The 22,092-nt window shown below is 60.0% G+C and carries 16 protein-coding genes; 6 read left to right on the forward strand and 10 right to left on the reverse strand.

From position 1 onward, the window contains the following. Positions 1-47 precede the first annotated feature (47 nt). Entirely contained in the window at positions 48-1,646 is a 1,599-nt protein-coding gene (locus tag QA646_RS21465; protein ID WP_283060266.1) for a hypothetical protein, read from the forward strand. Between the two features lie 52 nt (positions 1,647-1,698). Here the strand turns inward: QA646_RS21465 and QA646_RS21470 are convergent, their stop codons facing one another. The 8 genes from QA646_RS21470 to QA646_RS21505 form a co-directional block, all read right to left on the reverse strand. Beyond that, entirely contained in the window at positions 1,699-2,469 is a 771-nt protein-coding gene (locus QA646_RS21470) for a 4'-phosphopantetheinyl transferase superfamily protein (protein ID WP_283060267.1), read from the reverse strand. Then, positions 2,456-3,640 carry a DegT/DnrJ/EryC1/StrS family aminotransferase gene (locus QA646_RS21475; protein WP_283060268.1) on the reverse strand — a complete coding sequence of 395 codons (1,185 nt, stop codon included), beginning with the start codon at positions 3,638-3,640 and terminating at the stop codon, positions 2,456-2,458. The genes QA646_RS21470 and QA646_RS21475 overlap by 14 nt, the downstream gene beginning before the upstream one ends. A 335-nt stretch (positions 3,641-3,975) precedes the next feature. Next, the gene (locus tag QA646_RS21480; protein ID WP_283060269.1) at positions 3,976-4,797 is read right to left on the reverse strand and encodes a methyltransferase, TIGR04325 family; all 822 of its coding nucleotides are present in this window, start codon (positions 4,795-4,797) and stop codon (positions 3,976-3,978) included. Positions 4,798-4,849: 52 nt separating this feature from the next. After that, positions 4,850-6,268, reverse strand: a complete 1,419-nt coding sequence (locus tag QA646_RS21485; RefSeq protein ID WP_283060270.1) for an oligosaccharide flippase family protein — start codon at positions 6,266-6,268, stop codon at positions 4,850-4,852. Between the two features lie 538 nt (positions 6,269-6,806). Continuing rightward, positions 6,807-7,499, reverse strand: a complete 693-nt coding sequence (locus QA646_RS21490; protein WP_283060271.1) for a sugar transferase — start codon at positions 7,497-7,499, stop codon at positions 6,807-6,809. 148 nt (positions 7,500-7,647) lie between these two features. Further along, on the reverse strand, positions 7,648-8,934 hold the full coding sequence (locus tag QA646_RS21495; RefSeq protein ID WP_283060272.1) for a glycosyltransferase family 4 protein: 1,287 nt from the start codon (positions 8,932-8,934) through the stop codon (positions 7,648-7,650). A gap of 4 nt (positions 8,935-8,938) precedes the next feature. Continuing rightward, the gene (locus tag QA646_RS21500; RefSeq protein WP_283060273.1) at positions 8,939-12,208 is read right to left on the reverse strand and encodes a Wzz/FepE/Etk N-terminal domain-containing protein; all 3,270 of its coding nucleotides are present in this window, start codon (positions 12,206-12,208) and stop codon (positions 8,939-8,941) included. 32 nt (positions 12,209-12,240) lie between these two features. Further along, on the reverse strand, positions 12,241-13,578 hold the full coding sequence (locus tag QA646_RS21505) for a polysaccharide biosynthesis/export family protein (RefSeq protein ID WP_283060274.1): 1,338 nt from the start codon (positions 13,576-13,578) through the stop codon (positions 12,241-12,243). A 317-nt stretch (positions 13,579-13,895) separates the two neighbouring features. Here QA646_RS21505 and QA646_RS21510 point away from each other — a divergent pair, with 317 nt between their 5' ends. From QA646_RS21510 to QA646_RS21520, 3 genes are all read left to right on the forward strand, one after another. Beyond that, positions 13,896-15,125, forward strand: coding sequence for a glycosyltransferase (locus tag QA646_RS21510; RefSeq protein ID WP_283060275.1), 1,230 nt, complete (start codon positions 13,896-13,898; stop codon positions 15,123-15,125). A gap of 69 nt (positions 15,126-15,194) precedes the next feature. Continuing rightward, on the forward strand, positions 15,195-15,503 hold the full coding sequence (locus QA646_RS21515; RefSeq protein ID WP_283060276.1) for a type II toxin-antitoxin system RelB/DinJ family antitoxin: 309 nt from the start codon (positions 15,195-15,197) through the stop codon (positions 15,501-15,503). Positions 15,504-15,625: 122 nt separating this feature from the next. Continuing rightward, positions 15,626-16,435, forward strand: coding sequence for a PhnD/SsuA/transferrin family substrate-binding protein (locus tag QA646_RS21520; protein ID WP_283060277.1), 810 nt, complete (start codon positions 15,626-15,628; stop codon positions 16,433-16,435). 17 nt (positions 16,436-16,452) lie between these two features. Here the strand turns inward: QA646_RS21520 and QA646_RS21525 are convergent, their stop codons facing one another. Next, complete coding sequence (locus QA646_RS21525) at positions 16,453-18,696, reverse strand: glycoside hydrolase family 2 TIM barrel-domain containing protein (RefSeq protein WP_283060278.1); 2,244 nt, start codon at positions 18,694-18,696, stop codon at positions 16,453-16,455. 225 nt (positions 18,697-18,921) lie between these two features. Between QA646_RS21525 and QA646_RS21530 the strand changes: the two genes are divergently transcribed. Beyond that, positions 18,922-20,328, forward strand: a complete 1,407-nt coding sequence (locus QA646_RS21530) for a PLP-dependent aminotransferase family protein (RefSeq protein WP_283060279.1) — start codon at positions 18,922-18,924, stop codon at positions 20,326-20,328. A 224-nt stretch (positions 20,329-20,552) separates the two neighbouring features. Then, positions 20,553-20,972, forward strand: coding sequence for a DUF983 domain-containing protein (locus QA646_RS21535; RefSeq protein WP_283060280.1), 420 nt, complete (start codon positions 20,553-20,555; stop codon positions 20,970-20,972). A 6-nt stretch (positions 20,973-20,978) separates the two neighbouring features. On the opposite strand, the gene QA646_RS21540 is transcribed toward QA646_RS21535, so the two are convergent. Continuing rightward, positions 20,979-21,848 (reverse strand): AraC family transcriptional regulator, encoded by an 870-nt coding sequence (locus QA646_RS21540; RefSeq protein WP_349254273.1) that lies wholly within the window; start codon positions 21,846-21,848, stop codon positions 20,979-20,981. Positions 21,849-22,092: the final 244 nt, after the last annotated feature.

Here is a 22,092-nt window from a genome sequence, read left to right on the forward strand (position 1 = left end):
GCGCCGCATCGAAATGTATCCGGCGAAACCGCACAGGAAACGCGATCATGGATATGACCAGGCCTTTGAGGATCGGCATCCTTGCCGGACATAAGGATGGCTTCGAGAATTGGGAGCTGATGGTCTTCGACCGGATTGTTGCCGATCCGCGCTTCAAGCTCGTTACGCTGCTCGTTCATCCCAGCGCTTTCGGTAATCGGAAGACGTCGTCCTTGTTTGCTTTGGGTGCACGGCTGGAGGGTAAATTCCTGGCCCGGCAGCCTGCCTATACTCCGAAGCATTTCGATGCTGGTCGTCAGCGTGTCGATTATCTCGAAGCTATCAACGGCCGCGACACCGCCGATGGCAGTGTCGCTAGCGCATTGCTCAAGCGTCTCGATCTCGATCTGGTCATACGCACCACGCCGGAGGGCTTGTCCGACGACGCGATACGGACACTGCCGTTCGGCGAATGGGCCTTCAACTTCTCCGATCAGCGATCGGAACATGTCGATTGGTTCAGCTATGGCAGCATTATCGCCAATGCTCCGACGACGGAGCTGGTGCTTTATGCCAAGCGTGGCGGCGAAACGCCCATCGCCGAAATTGCCACCTCCTCGTTCAATATCAAGTTCAGCGCGGCTCGCAATGCCGCCTTTGTGCGAGAGCGGGGCGTGACGCTTCTGATGCGCGAGCTTGCGCGTCTCGCAGACACCCGCAAGCTCGGCTCTTCGGTGGCGCGCCTGGGGCCAACGTCTGCCCCATCATCCGGCGATCTCATCCGCTACGCCGGCGCGTTGTCAGGCTATCTCTCAGCAAAAACGCTCAAAGCGTTGAAAACAAAGCTACGCTTCGGTTCATCCATCTGGACGCTCTACACTGGTCGCGGGCGGATCGATGATTTCGATCCCACCCAGGCGATCGAGATTCCGCCGACCAAGGGCGACATCAAGGCCGATCCATTCCTCTTCCAGCACGATGGCGAATGCTACCTGTTTTACGAAGCCTACGCCGATGGCGACCGAAAGGCGCATATCGCTGTCGGCCGCTTCAATGGCGACAAGGTGGAGCGGATCGGCGTGGCACTCGACCGCCCGCACCATCTCTCCTATCCATTCGTATTTCGGGAAGGCGACGATATCTTCATGATGCCGGAGACGCATCAGTCGGGTCGGCTCGAGATCTGGCGCTGCACCGAATTTCCGCTGAAATGGGAGCTCTATTCGACTGCCCTCGAGGGCCAATCGGCCGCCGACAGCATTCTGATGCGTTACGACGGCAAATGGTGGCTCTTCACCAATCTCTCGGATCACCACGCCTACGAGGACCACTGCAGCGAACTCTACATCTTCGAGGTCGACGGTCCCGAGCTGAAGCGGGTCGTGCCGCACAAGCGCAACCCCGTCGTCATCGGCAGCACCGTGGCGCGCAATGCCGGGCGCATCTTCGAGCGCGATGGCAAGATCTATAGGCCATCGCAGCGAAATGCCTATGGAATTTATGGCTACGGGCTGAACATCATGGAAATCGAAGAGCTCACACTCGATGATTATAAGGAGCGCTGCATCCGCACGATCAAGCCGGACTTCAAGACCGGACTTCTCGGCTGCCATCATTTCGATGCAGCGGGTGGACGCTATATTATGGATGCGAGATTGAGCATTTAAGGCGCCAGTGCGCAAAAGCGGTTTCGCGACAACGGCATGCGCAAATGAATAGCTAAAATGCGCGAAGCGAATCCCAGAGATCGCAATGCGTTTTGGGCATCTCATCCTCGTCGCTGCGATAGCGCAGGCCAACTGGATGGCCCTTTGTCAGGGCGAGGACGGCGCCGGCAAACGTGATCGGCGTTTCGACTTCCAGGATCCGCCAGTTGAAAGGCGCATCCGGATCTCCCTCCAGTCGCTCCAGCCTTGGTTCGCTTGACCAATCGAAGGTCACGTCGAAACTGTCGAGCGGCAGGGAGAGCCCCTCGCCATGCGCCTTCACAAAGGCCTCCTTGCGCGTCCAGCAACGATAGAAGCCGTCGAGATATGCCTCCGGCGGCAGCGCCCGCAGGGTCAGGCATTCTTTTCGGGAAAAGAAACGGCCGGCGATATCTTCCTTGAGAAAGCGGATTTCCTCGATATCGATACCGAGTTCGTAGCGGTCGGAGATGGCGAGTGCCGCGAGATCGGCGCTGTGACTGAGATTGAAGTGGAAGTGCGTACCGCCAGGGCTGGCTATATCGGGCTTGCCATAGTCGTTATAGGTGAAGGACACCTCCTGCGGCGGCAGGTCCAGATACCGCCCCAGGATGGATCGCAGCCGTCCTCTTCCGACGATGAACCGGTGTCTGTCGCGCTCGCGCACGAAGCGCGCAGCTCTCGCCAGCTCTTCAGCGGACAACCGCGTTGCGAACTCATCGACCGAAGACCGCGGCGCATCGAGGCTCCAGGTCCAGACGTCGATAAGGTCAGGGCCGATGACTTCGAAATTAGGTTGTTGCATAGGAGAGCTTGCCGCTGGCTGTCGGGCCTTGGCGAACCATACGCCGTGCCAGATAGGCCATCAGCGCTGCCGGATAGTTCTCGCCGAGACTGATACGGCAGGTGCGCTTTAAGATATCCAACGTTTGTGCGCACATATCGGGCGTATATTCGATCTTCCGATCAGTCCAATTGTAAGGGTTCATCGCCGGGTGCCCGCTGCGCTGCTGCAGTACCGGTTGCCAATTGGTGTAGACATGGCGGCTGGAATCATAGAGCCGGTAGACGCCACGCTTGTTCTCCTCGGCAAACTGCCTGGCGTCGTCAGGCGTTTCGAAGATGACATGCAGGCCGGCGGCATTGGCGACATCATTGTGCGGACCGATGCGCATTCTGTGGCTTTTCGACAGGATCCCGGTCATCAGATCGTAGCGCTTGCGCATGCGCTCAATCATCGGATCGAGCCGCTTGAGCTGCACGTTCAGCATGGCACCCTGGATTTGGCTCGCCTTGAAATTCACGCCGAGCATCGGCGGTTCGTTGGCATTATCGAGATGGCCGCGAAACAGCGAGCCGATGTCGTGATACATGCGCGCCCGGGCAAAAAGCTGCGGATCATTGGTGACGACGGCACCGCCCTCGCCGATGTTCATGTTCTTGAATTGGTTGAAGCTATAGGCGCCGAGATCGCCGATCGTGCCCGCCCGCTTGTCCTTATAGGTCAGCCCGACGGCCTGGCAGGCATCCTCGATGACGATGAGACCGTGCTCGCGGGCGATCTGCATGATGCTGTCCATGTCGCAGACCATGTTCGACATGTGCACGGGGATGATCGCCTTCGTCTGAGGGGTGATTTTCCGGACGATATCGGCAGGATCCATCGTCAGTGTCTGGTCGATATCGACCAGGACCGGCACGGCCCCGGCGGCCAAAGGGGCGGCGGCGGTGGCGATCCAGGTATAGGCCGGCACCAGCACTTCGTCGCCGGGGCCGATGCCGGCCGCGACCAGCGCCGAAATCAGTGCCCCGGTACCGCTGCTCATCGTGAGGGCATGCTGAACGCCGAATTTGGCGCAGAAGTCGGCCTCGAACCGCAGGAGGGGACCGCCGGTATCATCGCCGTAGCGCGCCAATTTTCCCGAGGCAAACACCGGCGCAAGCGCCATCCATTCCCGCAATCCGACCTTGGCCATATCTTTCGCTCCCGATAAAATCAGCGGCTCTCGTCTTTGAGCCTAGCGCCCGTTCACCGCATTTTCAGCATGGCTTTCCGGCCAGAAAGGCCGCACGCGCAGCGAAGCGACCTATCCAAAATCGGTAGCTGATATGCTCGTCTATGCCGATTGGACGATTGTCCGCGAAGCAGCGATTCCGATAGAAAAACAAAGAATTGTGGGTGAATGTTATCACGGCGATTCGCGACCTCAGATCGGCCCCGGACGACATGGAGTTGCATGCTGATATAGCCATCGTTGACGGCGGCCTCGACTAAAAGACCGCGCGAAAACTCGCTGCTCGCCTTTCCCTGTTAGTCGAGGCGGAAATAGAAACCCGCGCTTTCGCTTCGTCCCAATTCCGGATGAGTGTCGATGAGGTGAGACAGGGATGGGATCGCCCAGCGGTCGACCTGCCTATAGCCGAGCTGCGTCACATCGCTCAGGAAAGTGGCTTCATCCCGCATCTGATAGGGCACATAGGTGCCGCTTATTCGTTCCAGCGTCACAACCATGCCCCTCTTGTGAAGAGCGACCTTGTTGAGGATCAGATGCCGAGGCAAAGCGGGCAGGCGCTGCAACAGTCTGGAGAGCGGCACGTCCAGATATTGCATCAGGCCGGACCCGAGGAAAAGCGGTATGCCGCCCGCGTCCTCGATCCGGTCGACGAAGCTGAGGCCGGTCAGCCCGTCGCGCTCCGCCAGACGCCGCCCGACTCGGATGATGGAGGGAAGATCGTAAACGACCCAGCGGAAGGATTCATCGATCGGGAGCAACGGACGGAAAGCTCTGTATTTCGTCCCCATATGGCCGCCGGCATCGATCACGCCATCTACCTCCTGCATCAGGTTGCGCATCCAAAACATCACCGGATAGTCCCACGGTAAGACTTGGCACATAAGGGAGAAGCCGGCATTGGCGATTTCCTCATGGTCGTAACCGGCCATTGGCATGGTCTTGGCGGCGGCAAAGGCAGCCTCATAGGAGCTATAGGCTCCGGTAAATCGCCGCGGAAAGGGCGATAGGTAGCGCAGGCGTCCGCCGGCGGCGCGCAGCGGTGACAAAGACCGGCCAAGGCTTCGAACCGTCCCGCCAAGGAATGAGCGCGTGTTCTCTGACAAGGATGCAGTCGCCATTATTGTTTCCTCAACTGGCCCAAACGGCCTATCTCAGTTGAAAAACTCACGCCTATCGCCGGCCAACTGCAAAGATCGGGATCGGGATGCCGATCACCTTTTGAAGGACCGCAAGGGTGAGAACGTAGGTCGCTCCGCCGGAGACGACTTGTATCGCCAGCGTCACCAGATGCCGCAGCGCAGACGCTTCGGCGAGATAACCGAGCGAATAGACCGTCGCTGCCATAGCGGCGATGGCGACCGCGACGTAGGCGCAGTCGCCGATTACCCGCCTCCATGCAAGGCCCCCATAGTTGCGTTGCAGGTGCATCGATATCGCAAAGGAAATCAGCGACGCCAGGCATTGGCCCAAAGCCGCCGCCTCGACGCCGAAGGGGGCGAGGAGGACGATCAGGCCGACCGAGATGGCGCCGTTGAGCAGGAGTGCTGCAGGCATATGCCTGATGTTGCCGGACAGCGACAGCAACGGCTCGGTGACGTAGCCGGGCGTCAGCAGCACCTGCTTGGCCGACAGGATCGTGACGAGAATCGCCGCCGGCGCCCATTTGTTGCCGAGCACCACGTCGATCAAGCCGGATGAGATCAGCGACAGGCCGAGATAGATCGGCGCCGAGATCGCCATCAGCAGGGTCATGAAGGTGGTCGCGGAGGCGCCGACATCGCGGGACGTTTTGCCGTTGGCATCGATCTTGATGGCCGTCCGGCGGAACAACGTCCAGGCGAGCATGCGCGCCGGCTCGCCGATGAGTTCCGAGAAGGCGGCGATGATCCGCTCGGCGACGCGATAATAACCGGCTTCGGCGAGGCCGAGAAAGCTGCCGATCGCAAGTGTGCCGGAATAGGAACGCAGGAAGATGATCAGCCGGTTTGCCAGGATATGACGAGAAAATTCGAGGATTTCACGCGCGAAGGGCAAGGTCAGGCGTAGTTTTGGATACCAGCGCGCGACGATGGCGGCGGCGAATACGCCGACGAGCAGCGTTGCAAGCCGTCCCGCCACGAGCGAGAAGATATTCCAACCGATCCACAGGCCGAGCATGGTTACGCCCAGCCCGGTAAGTTCGGACGCGATACGGATAGCCGCCTGTTTGCGCAACTGCCCCCTTGCGACCAGCAGTCCGTCATAGACGACCGAAAGCGACGAGGGCAGGAACCAGCAACTGAAGAGGCAAAGCAGCATGCCTTCCCAGGGCTGATGAAAGACAAACCAGACGACCGCGGCAATCGAGAAGCCGACGATCGTTATCAGGATCCCGGAGATGATCGAGATCGTGCCGACCTGGTCGAGTTCGTCCTCAGTGCACTCCGTTTTCATGATGAACTCGCCCCATCCGCCCTCTGCAACGACGACGAGCAGGATCACGATAGCGGAACTATAGGCGTAGAGGCCGAATTCCGCCGATTCCAGCGCGCGCGCAGCGACGAGGAAAACGACGAGCTGCACGACCTGGGAGACGATTTTCGAACCCAAGGTCGAAGCACCGTCGCCGATAACGGACGGCAAGCGCAGGCGGAGCCATCGCGGCAAGCCGAATCGACCCGTAGGTGACGGGGGGTGGGGCAATCCGTCCATCAGCACACCGCCTCAATCGGAAGAAAGGACGGCGGGATCCCCTCGTTTTTCCACAGCCAATCCGTTGCAACCCCACAATATTGAGTGGGATTCTTTAAGAAAAACCAGATTTTCTTAAGAGGACTCATGTATTGTTCCCATTCGGAACACAATCTTGCGCCAAGGGGAACACTCCAAAAACCAAGCAAATTGGCGCTGAACGGCCTGACGTTACGTAAGTTGCGGCCTGGGCCTGTAAGGATGTTTTTGGTTGGTATTCGCCCAACAGAGGGTTTTTCGTAAACTGTCATGAGACAACATGCAGAACAGGTTATGAAGGACGTCGATCCCGATCGCACTACAGCCGGGCGGCGGCGCTTTCTGCGCCGGAAATTCGTGCTTCGCTGGTTGCTGATATTGTTTTGTCTCGCTGTCTGGGCTGCGGTCGCCATCTTCTTCATTTGGTGAGTCGTTCCTTTTCATTGCGGGCAAGCAGCACGACGCCGACGGTCTTCCAGAGAATGTTGGCGTCCGTCCAGAACGAGCATGTGTGGTAGTAATCGACATCGAACTGTACCCGTTCCTCATAGGAGGTGTCGGCGCAGCGGTTGACCTGCCATAGGCCGGTGATGCCGGGCTGCAGCGCCAGATAGCAGTAGAGCTGGGATCCGTAACGCTCGAGTTCTGCGGCCACCACCGGGCGCGGCCCGACCAGGCTCATCTCGCCCCGTAGCACGTTCAGAAGCTGCGGCAGTTCATCGGCGCTGCTCATGCGCAGATATTTGCCAAGCCAGTGCACGCGCGGATCGTTCATCAGTTTCTGAGTGGCCAGCCATTCCCGCTTCCGCTCCGGCTCGCGCTCCAGCAGTTCGGCCAGGCGCCTATCGGCATCCTTGCGCATGGAGCGGAATTTCAAGCACTGGAATGTGCGGCCCTCGCGGCCGATACGGGTGTGGCGGTAGATGATGGGGCGGCCGTCGACCAGCAGCAGAGCGACGGCGATGACAAGAAGTGCGGGGGCAAGAAACAACAGCCCCGCGGCCGAAAGCAATATATCGACGGCACGCTTGGCGCGGCTGCGTCTCGCTGTCTGTTTCAAATCATGGAGCGATTGCTCGTCATGAGCAAAGCCATCAAAAGCCGACAGCATCTCTTGGAACCTCTCGACATTCCGAACCATTCCACAAAGCTGCCAGTTGCCCTTAAACTTGACAATTGACCCTGCGGGTATTGCCCTAGTCCCATTGACGTAAAGCCGGGAAGGCACGGCTAGATCAGCGGGTAATTCGTCTACTCGACTACCCGATTGGTGACTGTTCGGCAGCTTCCGGATAGTCATCTGCGACGGCTGTGGAAGCTGCTGTGCGCTCGATAATGCGGTTGTAGAGAGTAATCAGCGCATCCCGCCAGGAAGCCGGCGTATGGGCGAGGCCACTGGAACGGCGCATGCAGTTGACGCTCATCAGGCGGATCAGCATGTTGTCGCCCGCAAGCCGGCGCATCGCGCCGGCAAGCGCTTCCACCTTGCCGCTTTGAAAAGTCAGCCCGCAGCCAAGCTCGGCAATCTCGTCGCCGAGAAGCGCCGCGTCGGGGAGGATAACCGGAATGCCGCTGGTCACCGCTTCCAGCGCCGCGAGCCCGAAAGGTTCCGGAACGCGCGAGGAAACGACGAGCGCGCGGGCGTTGCCGATGATGGCGCGCATCTCCTCCTTGGATTTCCAGCCATGGATGACCACCTCGGGATAGTCGCGCTCCAACAGCGCGCGGCCTGCGCCGTCGCCGACGATGTGGAGGCTTATGCCGGCAAGCCGCGCCGCCATGGCGGCGTCTTCGAATCCCTTTTCCGGTTCAAGCCGACCAACAAAGAAGAAATCGTGCTTATTCCAGGGACTCATCGGCTGCTTCAGAAAGGGCTCGACCGGATTGCGGATGATCTCGATATTGTCTGTCTCTATACCGCTGCGATCGAAATAGTCGCGCATGCGCTGATGCACGATGACGATATTGGCCGGTGTTTGGCGGGTGGGGTAAAAATGTTCGCGCAGCATATGCCGCGCTGATCGCCAGACCTTCTCATGATAGCCGCGTTTGTCGCACTGAGTCGTAAGACATTGCATCGACATCGGCGTGAGGCGGCACACATCGTTTTTTCGATAATTCGCAAAGCCGCCGTTCGGACAGGACAGGAAATAGTCATGCGCGTGCAGCACGACACGCTCGCGCACCGGCCACAGGGCTCGAAAGATCGATGGCGACAAGATCTTCGACCAACCGTGTACATGGTAGATCGTGGCTGCCGTGTCCTTTCGGGCGATGAGATCCTGCAGGGCGGCATAGGCGCTCTTGCTGTAGAGCCCGCCGGCAAGAGCGCTGATACGGCCCTGTTGCGTCAGGGGCAGGCCATCGAGATTGATGGTGTCGAATGCTGGCGGATCGTCGCCGGCGGCATCGCCGGCGAAATAGGTGACTGGAATTCCAGCGCGTTGCAACAGATCGGCAGACAGGATCGCCAGGTTCGACGCTCCGCCAACTTTGACGGAGCGATCGTTGATGATGACGACCCGATCGGGACGAGGTGAACTCACGAGATTACTCCAGCGCTTCGACGTTTTGCGGAGCGAGCCTGCCCTTCAACAGATCGAGACAGGCCATCGCATTGCCCTTCAGCCGCCCCTTGCGGTCGACCCACGGCTCGGGCCGCCAGGACTTGACCAAGTTGGCGAGCAGGTTGCGGCTGATCTGGGTCGACGCATGACGGACGCTCATGGTCCGTTTGCGCATCAGGTAGACCGGATTGGCGATCTGTGAATAGCCGAGCCGGACACCGGCCGAGCGGCCGACCTTCGTGCCGAGGTGCACGCCTTCCAACTGCTTGGCGCTGACCACTTGGCCGTAGCGGGCGACGATGCGGCTGAAATCGACATCCTCGAGCCAGCCGTAGAAGGGCAGGTTCTCGTCGAAGCGCAGATTGCCGGCTTTGATGATCGTGGTGCGGATCGCCATGTTGCAGCCATAGGCGTTGTAGACCGGCTGGAACTGCGCCGTCGGATCCGACCGGCGGCGGCCCTTCGATTCGACCAGCCGCAGCCCGTCGCGGACGGAGATGCCAGGGCCGCTGATCCCGTCGGCGAGCACCGTACCGGTGCACATGACGATATCCGGATGGAACTGGAACAGCCGTTCCGTCTCCTCGATGTAATTCGGCGTCATGAGGAAGTCATCGTCAAGGAAGAGGACGACGTCCGCATCCGGGATGTTGTCGAGGATCCGATTGCGCTGGCGGCAAAGTCCGCGTTCGGAAATCAGTACGCGCACCGGAAAATCGAGATCGCGCAGGCAGCTTGGATCGATGTCCTCCGGCGAGGCGAGGCAGACGACCACCTCGTCCGGCTTGCGCGTCTGGCGAGCAATGTGCGGAAGGATCGAGGACAGGATATCCCGCCGGCCGGCACTGGCGATCCCGACGGCCAGCTTGAGCGGCCGGCCCGGCGGGCGGCCTTCGAGCCGCTTGGCGGAAAAGCGGGTTTCGCGAAGCTGCGGCTTGCGCCACCAGTGACGGCGCTCGCCATGCCGGCGCTTTTCACTGCTGCGATTGGCGATGATGCCAAGGATGTTGATCGGCGTCGTGCCGAAGCTTGCCAGCGCATCGGACAGCCGCTCCACCGTCATTTTATTGGTATGGCCGACCACGACGACGATGCCTTCGAGATAGCTGCAGATGACGCGTGTATCGGCAGAATCTTCAAAGGCCGACATGTCGACAATGACCACCTTGTAGCGCCGGCGCAGCAGATCGATTTCCGCCTTCAGCGCCGGCAGATGGCCATAGCGCTGGAATGCGGCTACGGATTTTTCCGTTTCATCGACGGTGACGACCGGAATGCCGTTGCCATAGGACTGCGATGACAATCTATCGGCCTCCGGATCATGGTCGATCGTCGCGATGGACAGGCCGTTTTCATGCGCAACGGAATAACGCCGCGGCACCTCGTTCATGCGCAGCAGCTCCATGCCGAAATCCGCGCCAGATTCCACTGCCACGCCGCTGAGGCGAGCATTAAGGAAATCGGCGTCGACCAGCACCACGGACGCGCCCTCATTTTGATAGAGCTGGGCGAGGTTGGTCGCGATCGTCGTCTTGCCTTCGCCCGTGCCGACCGAAGTGATGCCGATCACCATCGGAGCATTCGGCTGGAAGGCGGAGTCGACCGAATGCTTTACCCCGCGCAGAGCTTCGGAAAATTGCGAATAGGGCGTGTCTAGAACGGATCTGAGCGGCGACATAGTTCGTCGCCATGTCGCGCCGCCGCCTACGATATGACCGGGCACGTAGGACGGGCCGGCATAGACGGGCACATGGCCGAGCGAGGTGATGCCGAGTTCGCGACGCAGCTTTTCACTGGAACTGACGCGCCGATCCATGCCATCGCGCAACAGCGCCATCCCAACTCCCAAGGCGAGGCCCAGCATGGCGGAGAAGGGAATGACGATCGAGGTTTTCGGCCAGGTCTTCGTCAGCGGCACGGCGGCAGCCGTGACGATGCGGGCATTGCCGAGCGGGAAGGATTCCTTCTGCAGTGCGCCGATCAGTTGCTGCAGGATGCTTTCATACATGCGGCGATAGGTCGTCGCCCGGCTCTCCATCTCGGAGAGTTCGACACGCGCCAGATTCTTGTCTGTACCGGTTTCCGTCAGCGACGCCAGCTCATCGTTGAGCAATTTCTCCCGGGTTTGCGCGACTTCCAGATTGGAGCGGTAGACGGCCTGGATGCGGCCAAACTCCTTCTGCATCTCGCCCTTCAGCCGATCGATCTCATCCTGAGCGGCCGCGATTGCCGGATTGCCGGCATCGTACCGGCTGGTCAGGTTGTTGAGCTTGGTCGTTGCCGTGCCGAGATCTTCCTGCAGCTTCTGTATGCGCGGATTGTTGATCGTTTCGTCGACATCACCCTCGACCTTCTCTCCGGCCATCAACCGGTTGAGGGTCGCAAGCTTGGCGGATTCTGCTGCCGTCTGTGCCCGGGCAGCCAGCGCCTGGCTACTGATCTCGGACAATTGCTGCTGGTCGAGCGAGGAGGAACTGCTGATCTCCATGATGCCGTTTTTGGCGCGAAATTCTTCGACGCTCATTGCGGCTTCGCGTGCCTGTCGTCCGACTTCGATCAGGCGGGTTTCCAGCCACTTCGCACCGCTCTGTGCGGCCGAGGCGCGCTCGGTGAGGCCGGTACGAATATAAGCGGCGGCGATCGCGTTGGCGGCCAGTGCCGCTTTGCGCGGATCAGTGGAGCTATAGCCGATTTCCAGAATATAGGATTGGCCGACCCGGTTGACCGAGACCCTGGAGAGGAAAGACGCCATGGTGCGACGCATCAGATCGTCTTCGGTCGGGACGGGTTTTGCGTCTTCTGCGTCATGCGAGCGGGTGAAATAGGCGCTGATTCTATGCAGTGAGTCGCGCAGAGCTCCCTGCCATGACATTCCCCCGACGATTTCCGGATCCTCGCTGAGATTGAGCTTCTCGATCACAGCTCTGGCGATCGCTTCCGATTTGACGATCTCGACCTGACTGGCGATCTCGGCGGCCTCGATAATGACCGTGCCGCTGAAGGCATCCTGCGATGCGATGCGCCCCTGTTCCGGATCCATCACCAAGCGGGTCGTAGCCTGATAGATCGGCTCGGTAGTCATCACGTAGTATGAGCCGATGCCGAGCCCCATCGCCGTGAAGGCTATGAAGATCAACACATGCCGCTGCAGGAACCGCCAAATATCGCGGAAGGAGATGTATTCGCTTCCATTTGATCGCTTGGCCTCGGATTGAACACCGGGTACGCTTTTACCAATCTCGTGAACTGCCATGATATATCCGCCCGACCTTGCTTCGATGATTGTTACTGGGATTGTGTGGGATCGGCCGACGACAGCATCGCGCCGTCCAGGCTGCTGGAGACGTTGTAGCGAACGTCCAGCACATCGCCCGGCTGCAGCTCCGTCGTTTCCTGCACTTCGGTGGTGGAACCTGCGTCGCCGCCGCGCGTGATCCAATATTCGAGCGGCTGGAGATCGATCGCTTTCATGCTCTGCAGCCGAGACAGCGAAGCGCCGGCGATCTGCAGCAGTTGTAGCGTCGTGGTGCGCTTCAGTTTGGTGTCTTCGATTTCGGTTTCGGTCGCCTGCAATTGCTGTCCGACCTCGGTCTTGCGCTGCCCCTTGAGGTTCAGCGCATCGCGTTCGGTCTCGCTCAGCTTTTGCTTGGCCTGCATCGAAGCGACGACGAGATCGAGCTTGCCGCTCTGCATGTCGGCGACGATACGCTCGAGGGAGGTCTTGCGCGATGTGGTGAGGATCTTGGTATCGACCAACTTGGAGATGTCTTCCAATTCGCCCTGGGCGATCTTCACCTGCTCGTCCTGGGATGCCATTTTCTCGTCGAGAATGTCGATCTCGTTGCGCAGCAAGGTTTCGAGCTCGGCGGCGGCCTGAAGCTGTTGGCGCATCGCTTCGGCCCTGGCATTGAATACTTCGACTTCGCTGGTCATGATTTGCCTGATGGCCGAACCTTCTGGCGCCGCCTTGATTTCCGGCGGGAAATCGATGGTGGTCTGGTCATTCAGCTCAGCCATCAACCGAGCGCGCCGGGCGCCGAGCTGCTTCAATTGCAGCTCCATCCGGTTGATTTCGCCAGCATAGCTGATCTGTTGCGCGTCGTTATATTCGCCGGTCGGATTGGAGCGGCGTTCGCGGCCGCCGGCCATGGCGACAGCCTGCTTGACCGTAAGCCCCGGTCGGAATTCTTGCTCGCTCGGCTTCTCCACCGAGCCCGTGACATAGATCATCGGGTATTTCACCACTTCGACGGACGCCGTGGGGGCGGTGGCAAGACCGGTGATCTGCTTCAGCCGGTCACCGATTTCGGCGGAGACATCAGCGGTGGTCTTGTCGACGACAGGCATCTCACCGATCATCGGAATGGAGATCGTGCCGGATTGAGAAACGACATATTCGCCGTTCAGCGCCGTCCACTCCTTGTACTCGCCGGTCGAGGCGACCCATTCGACGATCGCAACCTTCATCCGCGTCTGGGGCCTGATGTGATAGACATCGTCCGATGCGGCATTCGCGTTGTCGATAAAGGCGGTTCCCGAAAGTGCCAAAGCGAGGAACAGGCCGAGGATGGTGCCCGGCGCTTTCCGGCGGGCTTGTGCGTGAAGAGCAGAAACTGTCAACATGAGGCGCGATCTCGTTTTCGTGTCGGTCGCGCCGCCGGCAACCTGCCGCAGCGCTATGGACTGAGATCATCCCTTGAACGCTTTTCGAGTAAATCCCCTGCCGTAGGGTTACGGCTAATCCCTTCTGAGGAAGCAACGGGTGGGGCCAAGCGTTAGGGTAGCAGCGAATATATCATTGAGTTTAAACTGTTTTTGGCCGCCTAGACCTTTTGGTCATGACGTTCAGCCATTTGGATGCGATTGAGGACCGATGTGGGTTCTGTCGCATTGCCCGCCGCCCGCACAATGATGTCTCGACCAACGGCGGAGGAAGAAGGATGCGGGTAGCGATCGTTCACTATTGGCTGGTGTCGATGCGGGGCGGCGAGAAAGTGGTCGAAGCGCTCTGCGACATGTATCCCGATGCCGATATCTTCACGCTCGTCTACGATGAGAGCCGCGTTTCCGAAAAGATCAAGAGACACAAGGTCACGACATCGTTCCTGCAGCGTATCCCCGGCGCCACCAAAGGCTACCAGTCGCTGCTGCCGCTGATGCCCTTCGCGCTGGAGAGTTTCGATCTCAGCGGCTACGACCTGATCATCTCCAGCGAATCAGGCCCGGCAAAGGGTATTATCCCGCCGCCGCAAGCGACACATGTGTGCTACTGCCACTCGCCGATGCGCTACCTCTGGGACCACTATCATTTCTATCGCTCCAACGCCGGCCTCCCTTCGCGGCTGATGTTGCCGGTACTTGCGCCGCTGCTGCGGTCCTGGGACGTCAACACCAGCCTGCGCGTCGATCGCTTCATCGCCAATTCCCATCACGTCAGCGCCCGCATCGGCAAATATTACCGTCGTCCGGCGACGGTGCTCTATCCGCCGGTCTCCGTGGACGATTTCACCCCGGCGGCGGCAACCGAGGATTTCTATCTCTGCGCTGGCCAGCTTATTCCCTACAAGCGGATCGACCTCGCTGTCCGGGCGTTTACCAAGATGAACCGCAATCTGGTCATCATCGGCGAGGGCAAGGAAATGGAGAGACTCAAACGTTTGGCCGGACCGACCATCACCTTCCTCGGCCGTGCGCCGTTCTCGGTGCTGAAGGAGAAGCTCGCTCGCTGTCGCGCACTGATTTTCCCCGGCGAAGAGGATTTCGGCATCGTTCCGGTCGAGGCCATGGCCAGCGGCCGGCCGGTTATCGCCTTCGGCAGCGGCGGCGCGCTGGAAACGGTCGTTCCAGGCGTCAGCGGCATATTGTTCGAAGAGCAATCCGAAAAGGCGCTGATCGACGCGGTGCATGATTTCGAAGACCATGAGAATATGTTCCGCCCTGATGTGCTGCGCGCTCATGCGGCTCAATTCAGCCTATGCAATTTCACGTCGGGCATGCAGGCGATCATCGATGAGGAATTGCTGGCACACAAACCGGTCTTGCCGCGCAACGACCGGAGCACTGCCGCCATCCAACGCCTGTTCGAGGGGCAATTCCCCGCGCCGACGGTGGAAACGCAGCAACGGGTTGCCACTACCGAACCAGTGACGGTGCATGCACCGACCTTTTGAATGCATGTTCGGCCACTGGGAGATGTCGCTCGAAGGCATTATATTGTCCCGCAGCCAAGGGAGGCTGAAATGGCACGGAATGCATTGGTCCAGATGCGAATCGACGCCGAAATCATGGAACGTGCTACGGCCGTTCTCGAAGGTATGGGTTTAACGGTGTCGGACGCCGTCCGCATCCTGTTGACCCGCACGGCGAATGAGGGCACCCTACCATTCGAACTCGTCGGCAATAGCGATGCCCAGGATGCATGGCTCCGCGCGAAAGTTCTCCAAGCACTCGAAGATGTCAGACCCGATATCAACGATGCCGATGAAGAGAGACATTTCGCGCAACGACGAGCCATCGCACTTGGCAGGGCGGTGGTGCGCCAGCATTGAAACTTGTTTAGACGCGACACGCGCGGATCTCAGATGACATCTGCACTTTCCTGGGTGCACCAGCATCCGGAGCGGTGTAATGGGATCGGCAAGACCCGCCGATCTCCAGAGATTTTTCCCTTATGCGCCTCAGCAACATTGCCATGTACACCGGCCAAGCGCCGCTCGTTGCCGCAACGGATGCTCTATGGGCTTATATCCGCGACCGGCTGCGAAGAGCTGCTATTGCGGATGTCCCCGAGACTTTGGAGAAGGGCATCACGCATGACGAGGCCTGGGTGCAGCCTGGGCTTCTGCTGGCGCAAACCTGCGGCTTTCCCTACGTGAAACACCTGCGTGGCAAGGTGCAGCTCGTCGCGACACCAGTCTATGAGCTGCCGGGCTGCGACGGCCCGTCGATGCGCAGCTTCATCATTGTCCGCAGAGATTCGCCGGCAGGGACGCTTGCCGATCTTCGCGGGCTGACCGCTGCCATCAACGATCCCGGCAGCAATTCCGGCGCCAATCTCTTCCGTGCCGCTATTGCGCCGCTCGCTGAAAACGGCCACTTCTTCGGCCATGTCGTCGAAACCGGCGGACATCTGCGCAGCATCGATGCCGTGACCGCGGGCAGAGCCGATGTCGCCGCCATCGACTGCATCACTTTCGGCAACGCCAAACGCTTCGATCCCGGCCGTATCGGAGGCGTCCGTATTCTAGCGGAAACGGTCAGCGGGCCGGGCCTGCCGTTCATCACCGGTTCGGAAACATCGCCGGAAGAATTGCTGTTGCTGCGCCAAATTCTCGCCGACGTCGCAAGCGAACCCATGCTTGCGGATGTCCGCAATACCTTGTCGCTGCGGCGCTTTGAGGTGCTTGGTGACGCCGATTATAAGCCGTTGGCCGAGCTGGAGCGGCAGGCGATCGCGTTGGGCTATCCCGTCATCGCCTAAACCGCTCCTTCAGCCCATCACTCCGCCGTCAGCTTTATCGTTTGCGTCGCAAAGCGCGAGGACGAGATGTCGACGGTGATTGCCCCCGCTTCGCCGGTCGCCTGCAGCCAGAAGCCGGTGGTGCCTCCCTGGAAGGCCATCGTCTTCGGGCCGATGACCTTGGCGGGGCCCGTCACCTCAACCGTTGCAATATCGTTGAGGAAGGGCAGGCGGGAGCCCGCCTGATCGAGCGCTCGGATAATGACGCGTGTCGTGTCGCAATCACCGGCACGAAGCTTCAGGCTGTCGGCCTTCACCTCGAGCGTCGTTGGCACGGGATCGGCGACCATATGCAGCGTTGCGACTGCCTTGCCGCCAATGAGCCCGGTGAAATGCGCGTCCTCCCATTCCATGCCCCAGACACCCAGTTCGTCCTTCGTGAAATGGCGATGGTCGAAGACGACGGGCGGATGCGGCAAATGCGGGAAATTCTCGCGATCAGGGCCGATACGTTTGACGATGGAGCCGTAGCGCAGCTCGATTTCATCGCAATTGGTGAGCACGATCAGCGGCAGCACGCCGCCGATGTTGCGCTCGCCCCGCGCCCATTGGGTCACCGGCTTCATCACGATCTCGTCGGAAGGATCGCACTGGCTGATGTAGCCATAGGCCGCGAATTTCGGCTCGCGGAACATGTCCATGACGCCGTGATAGCAGATGCGGTCGCCGGAGCCGAAATCGCTGTGGGTGTTGTAGTCGAACATGCACCAGCCGATGCAGCCGGAAATTGACGGATCGCCATAGGCCGCGTTCAGCACTTCCAGATGCCGGCGCACATGTTCGGCCTGGCGCTGTTCTTGATCGTAGATCTTCGTCGGATACATGTGGCCGCCGAACTCGGTGATCAGATAGGGCACATTCTGCGAGAGGCCGGTATTCTCCTGCTGCGGCCGGAGAGGCGTGCGCGGACGGTTGACGCCCGGCAGTTCCTCGTTGCCGAGAATGAAGTCGTTCATCGTATAAACGTCTTCGAGCAGTTCGCTCTCGGTAATGTAGCGCACGCCGCCGGTCTGACGGGTCGGATCGAGTTCGCGCGCAAGCCTGTTGGTCTCGACGTAGAAATCGTGGGAATCCTGCGATTCGTTGATGCGCACGCCCCAGATGATGATCGAGGGATGGTTCCAGTCGCGTTCGATCATGCGACGGACATTGCGGATCGATTCCTGTTTCCAGGTTTCGCCGCCGATATGCTGCCAGCCGGGGATTTCCTCGAAGACCAGGAGACCGATTCGGTCGCAATGATCCAGGAACCAGGTCGATTGCGGGTAATGCGATGTGCGCACGACATTGCACTTCAGCGTATGCTTCATGATCTCGGCGTCACGCTCCTGCGCGGAGCGGCCCATCGCATAGCCGGCATAGGGGAAGGCCTGGTGACGGTTGAGACCGCGCAGCTTCAGCTTGCGGCCGTTCAGCAGAAAGCCTTCGGCGGTGAATTCGGCGGTACGGAAGCCGAAATTTGCCGTGTACCGGTCCGACCCATGGTCGGTCTTGAGTTCGGCATCGACGGTGTAGAGCGCTGGGTTGTCGAGTTCCCACAGCGAGATACCGGCCAGATTGTCGAAGTCGAAGGTGAGGCTGCTGCCGGAGGTCTCGGCGACGGTCGAGGCCAGCACGGTGCCATCGGGCGCGCGAAGGCTGGCCGTCACGGTGCCGTTGAAGGCGAGGCCTTGCGGATTGGCGATATCGCAGCGAACGGTGGCTGATTTTGCGGCGGCAAGTACATTGCCGGTCTCGACCTTGACGTTGGCGATCGAGACGGGTGCTGCGACCTTCAGCCAGACATCGCGGTAGATGCCTGCATAGGTGAGATAGTCGATACGGCCGCCGAAGGGCGGGATTTCCGGATTTTCGCTGCCGTCGATCTTGACTGTGATCAGATTGTCGCTCTGCTTGAGGCGGCCGGTCAGACGTGCCTCGAAGGGCGTATAGCCGTCCTTGTGGGCGACGATTTCCTCGCCGTTGAGATAGACCACCGCATCGGCCATGGCGGCGTCGAACACTAGCGACACTTCACGTCCGACGAAATCCGCGCTCCAGGTCAGGATCTTCTGGTAAGTGAAGGCGCGTTGATAGGATTTCTCGTCGAAATAATTGAACGGCAGCTCGACCGCAGTGTGCGGCAGGGTGACCGGCTGTCCCTCCTGACGGCGGCCAACTTCGGCAAGCGAGAATCCTTCCTGAAAGGTCCAGGATTCGTTGAAAGCGACAACAGAACGCATGTTCATTCCTATTGATGGAGCTCGTCGCAGCCTCGACGAACGCGTATTGCTTGGAAAAAGGCGCGGTTGCGATGCGAAGCATGGTCGCAGCCGGGCGATATCTATACAGGCCTCTCGCGATGGTGCAACGAAATCGGCTATCGGATCGGCATTTCCTGATGGCCGCCCTCTTGCCCGCGATCTAAAAAACATACAATATACATACATTCCTCTGGAGGTACCAACATGAGCGACGATCAGGCAACGTCCTTCTGGACCCCCTCCATCAGCAGGGCGATGGGGCCGGTCTATCTGGCGATCGCCGATGCCTTGCAGGCCGACATCCGTGCTGGCCGTCTGGCGACCGGCGCGCGCCTGCCGCCGCAACGGGCGCTGGCAGAGACGCTCGGCATCGATTTCACCACTGTCACCCGCGCCTATGCCGAAGCGCGCAAACGAGGTCTGGTGGAGGGTCGGATCGGACAGGGCACCTATGTCAGCCAGGGCCGGACAGCGCCGCCCCAGCGACAAAAACCTGTTCCCGGCGGACTGGTCGATATGAGCATGAATCTGCCGCCGCGCTTCGACGACGAGGCCCTGACAGCGCGGATGTGGCAGGGGATCGGCGGGCTGGAAATCAGCGATGGGCTGGACCTCTTGCTGCGCTACCAACAACCGGGCGGCGCTGCCCGCGACCGCGAGGCCGGAGCGGAATGGCTCGCAAGCCGGCTGCCTGGTATCCGGCCGGAACGCATCCTCGTCTGCCCCGGCGCTCAAGGCGCGCTACTGGCGATTACCCGCATGCTGACGGCTCCGGGCGACACAGTCTGCGCCGAGACATTGACGTATCCGGGCTTTCTCTCTGTCGCAGCGCACTCGCGGCTGACTATAGCAGGTGTAGAAATCGACGATAATGGCTTGATTCCTGAGGCTTTTGAGCAAATCTGCGTTAGCAGGCGGCCCAAGGCGCTCTATTGCAATCCAACCATCAACAATCCAACGACGATCACCTTGCCGTTGTCGCGGCGCAAAGCCATCCTGGAGATCGCCGCCCGTTACGATGTCGATGTCATCGAGGACGATGCCTATGGCGCGCTGCCGATGCAGCCGGTCGCGCCACTGGCGGCGCTTGCGCCGGAGCGGGTTTATCATATCGCCGGTCTTGCCAAATGCCTTTCACCCGCGCTGCGCATCGCCTATCTCGCAGTGCCGAATTTGCGCGCGGCGACCAGGCTTGCTGGTATCATCCGAGCGACCTCCGCCATGGCCTCGCCGCTGTCAGCCGCGATTGCCAGCCGCTGGATCGAAGATGGTACGGCAGAGGCTGTGCTGGCCGCCATCCGACGGGAAACCAAGGCGCGCCAAGCGATTGCGGCGGAGTTGTTGCCTGCCGCCGATCTCTTGGCGGATCCCGAGGGTTTTCATGCCTGGTTGCGGCTGCCGCCCGTATGGTCGCGCGGCGAATTCACGGCGCGGCTGCGCTCTGCAGGCATTGGCGTTGTCGCGAGCGATGCCTTTGCCCTTGGTCCGGCGCCGGAAGCGGTCCGCCTTGGGCTCGGTGTCGCGGAAGATCGCGAACATCTGCGCCAGAGCCTCGGCATTGTCGCTGATCTGCTCTCAGAGACGCCGGCCGCTTCGGCGATCGTCATCTGATCGGACAAATTGCCGCGCCTATATAGGTTCTTCAAACAATATGCATACAATAATTGACTGTGTATGCCTTGTTGTGCCATACATCTTTCAACGGATGTCAGCGACCTGAGAGTCGCTGACAGTGCCGCCCCGCTTCGAGACGATCCGCATGAGGCGCTTCGCCTGCGAGGTTTGCGGGCAATACGCTTCCAAGCGAATGCCCGATTCTTGGAAGGGACAAAACAATGTCATCCGAAGACGCATGGCCGCCGCTTCCCCCGCTCCAGACCGGTTTGCGGAGCCACTGCCCGCGCTGTGGGCAAGGTCATCTGTTCAAGGGCTTCCTGACGCTCCAGCCGTCCTGCGAAGTCTGCGGCCTCGATTATTCCTTTGCCGATCCGGCCGACGGCCCGGCCTTCTTCGTCATCTGCTTCGCCTGCATTCCGAGCGTCGCTCTTGCGGTCTGGCTCGAAGTCGCGTTCCAGGCTCCGTATTGGGTGCATGCCTTTACGACGCTGCCGTTCATGCTGCTCACCTGCATCCCGCCGCTGCGTCCGTTGAAGGGCTGGTTGGTCGCGAGCCAATATTTCTACAAGGCCGAAGAAGGAAAGCTGGCGCGGCTGGAAACGCCCGGTAACGACGACCTGCATCCGCATTCCGCATAGCCGGATCTATCTGGCTCGCATGTTCTTGGTTTCCTCACCGGGGCTCCGCACTGCCGCATACATGCCGGTGGTGCGGAATTCTGTAGGATTGATTCCGTAGGTGCGTCGGAAAGCCTTCGAGAAATAGTTGGCATCGTCGAATCCAGACATGATCGCCACTTCCTTGACCGGAATGAAGGCCGCCTTGGTCAAGAGCTTGGCGGCGCGTTGCATGCGCTGCTGCAGGACGAATTCCGCCGGCGGCAGACCTTCGCTGTCGGCGAAGACACGGGAGAAATGAGCGCGGCTGAGGCCGCTGACCCTGGCAAGTTCGCTGACCGGCAAGGGCTTCTCCAGATTGGCGTCGATATAGTCGATCACCGTCTGCATGGCGGATCGGTCAGTGGCGACGCCATGCGAACCGAAGACATCGTCATAAAGCGCCATTGCGGCCTCGTAGGCCACCGCCGAGGCGGAGGCAGGCGTGGTGGCGCCCCTGACAAGCCGCAGGCTGCAATCGGCAAGATGATCGATTGTCGATTGCTGCAGTTTCAAGAGTGGTCCTGCGGCATCCAGAATGAGGCGATGGATACGCAGGGCTTCCTCACCATTCATCGATATCCAGAAATACTCCCAGCGCTCGCCTTTTTCCAACCAGTAGCGATGATTGTGCGGCACCAGCACCATCAGCGTATCACCGGCGCCGAGACGGTAGTTGCGGTTTTCATAGCGTAGCCGGCCGCTGCCGCCGATCGTATGCTGCAGCACAGTGAACGGCGTCTGGCCGCGTCTGCGGCCGTCCCAATCATAAGGCTCGTTGTCCCTTATTTCGTAGCCGGCGCTTGTCGGCATGGCATGCAGCCGATGGCGTCCGCGTGGCAACGAGACAGTCCGCATGGTCTGGCCGTTCGTGATCAAATCTTGCAGCACAAAATTACCCTTGAAAGCATAATAGTTCTCTGGTCGGCCCGATGATTATAGGCATAATTCCGCTCAGAAAACAGCATGCACCTGCCGATGAGGACCGGCAGGAGGAGGAGAAAGTGTTGATTTTACTGTGTCGCGCCGCCTGTGCGATCATGGGATGAAAACACCATCCTCTTCTCCGCTGCTGATTGTTCGACCGACTTCAAGGTGAGGA

Source organism: Rhizobium sp. CB3090 (assembly GCF_029714285.1).
Taxonomy (GTDB): domain Bacteria; phylum Pseudomonadota; class Alphaproteobacteria; order Rhizobiales; family Rhizobiaceae; genus Rhizobium.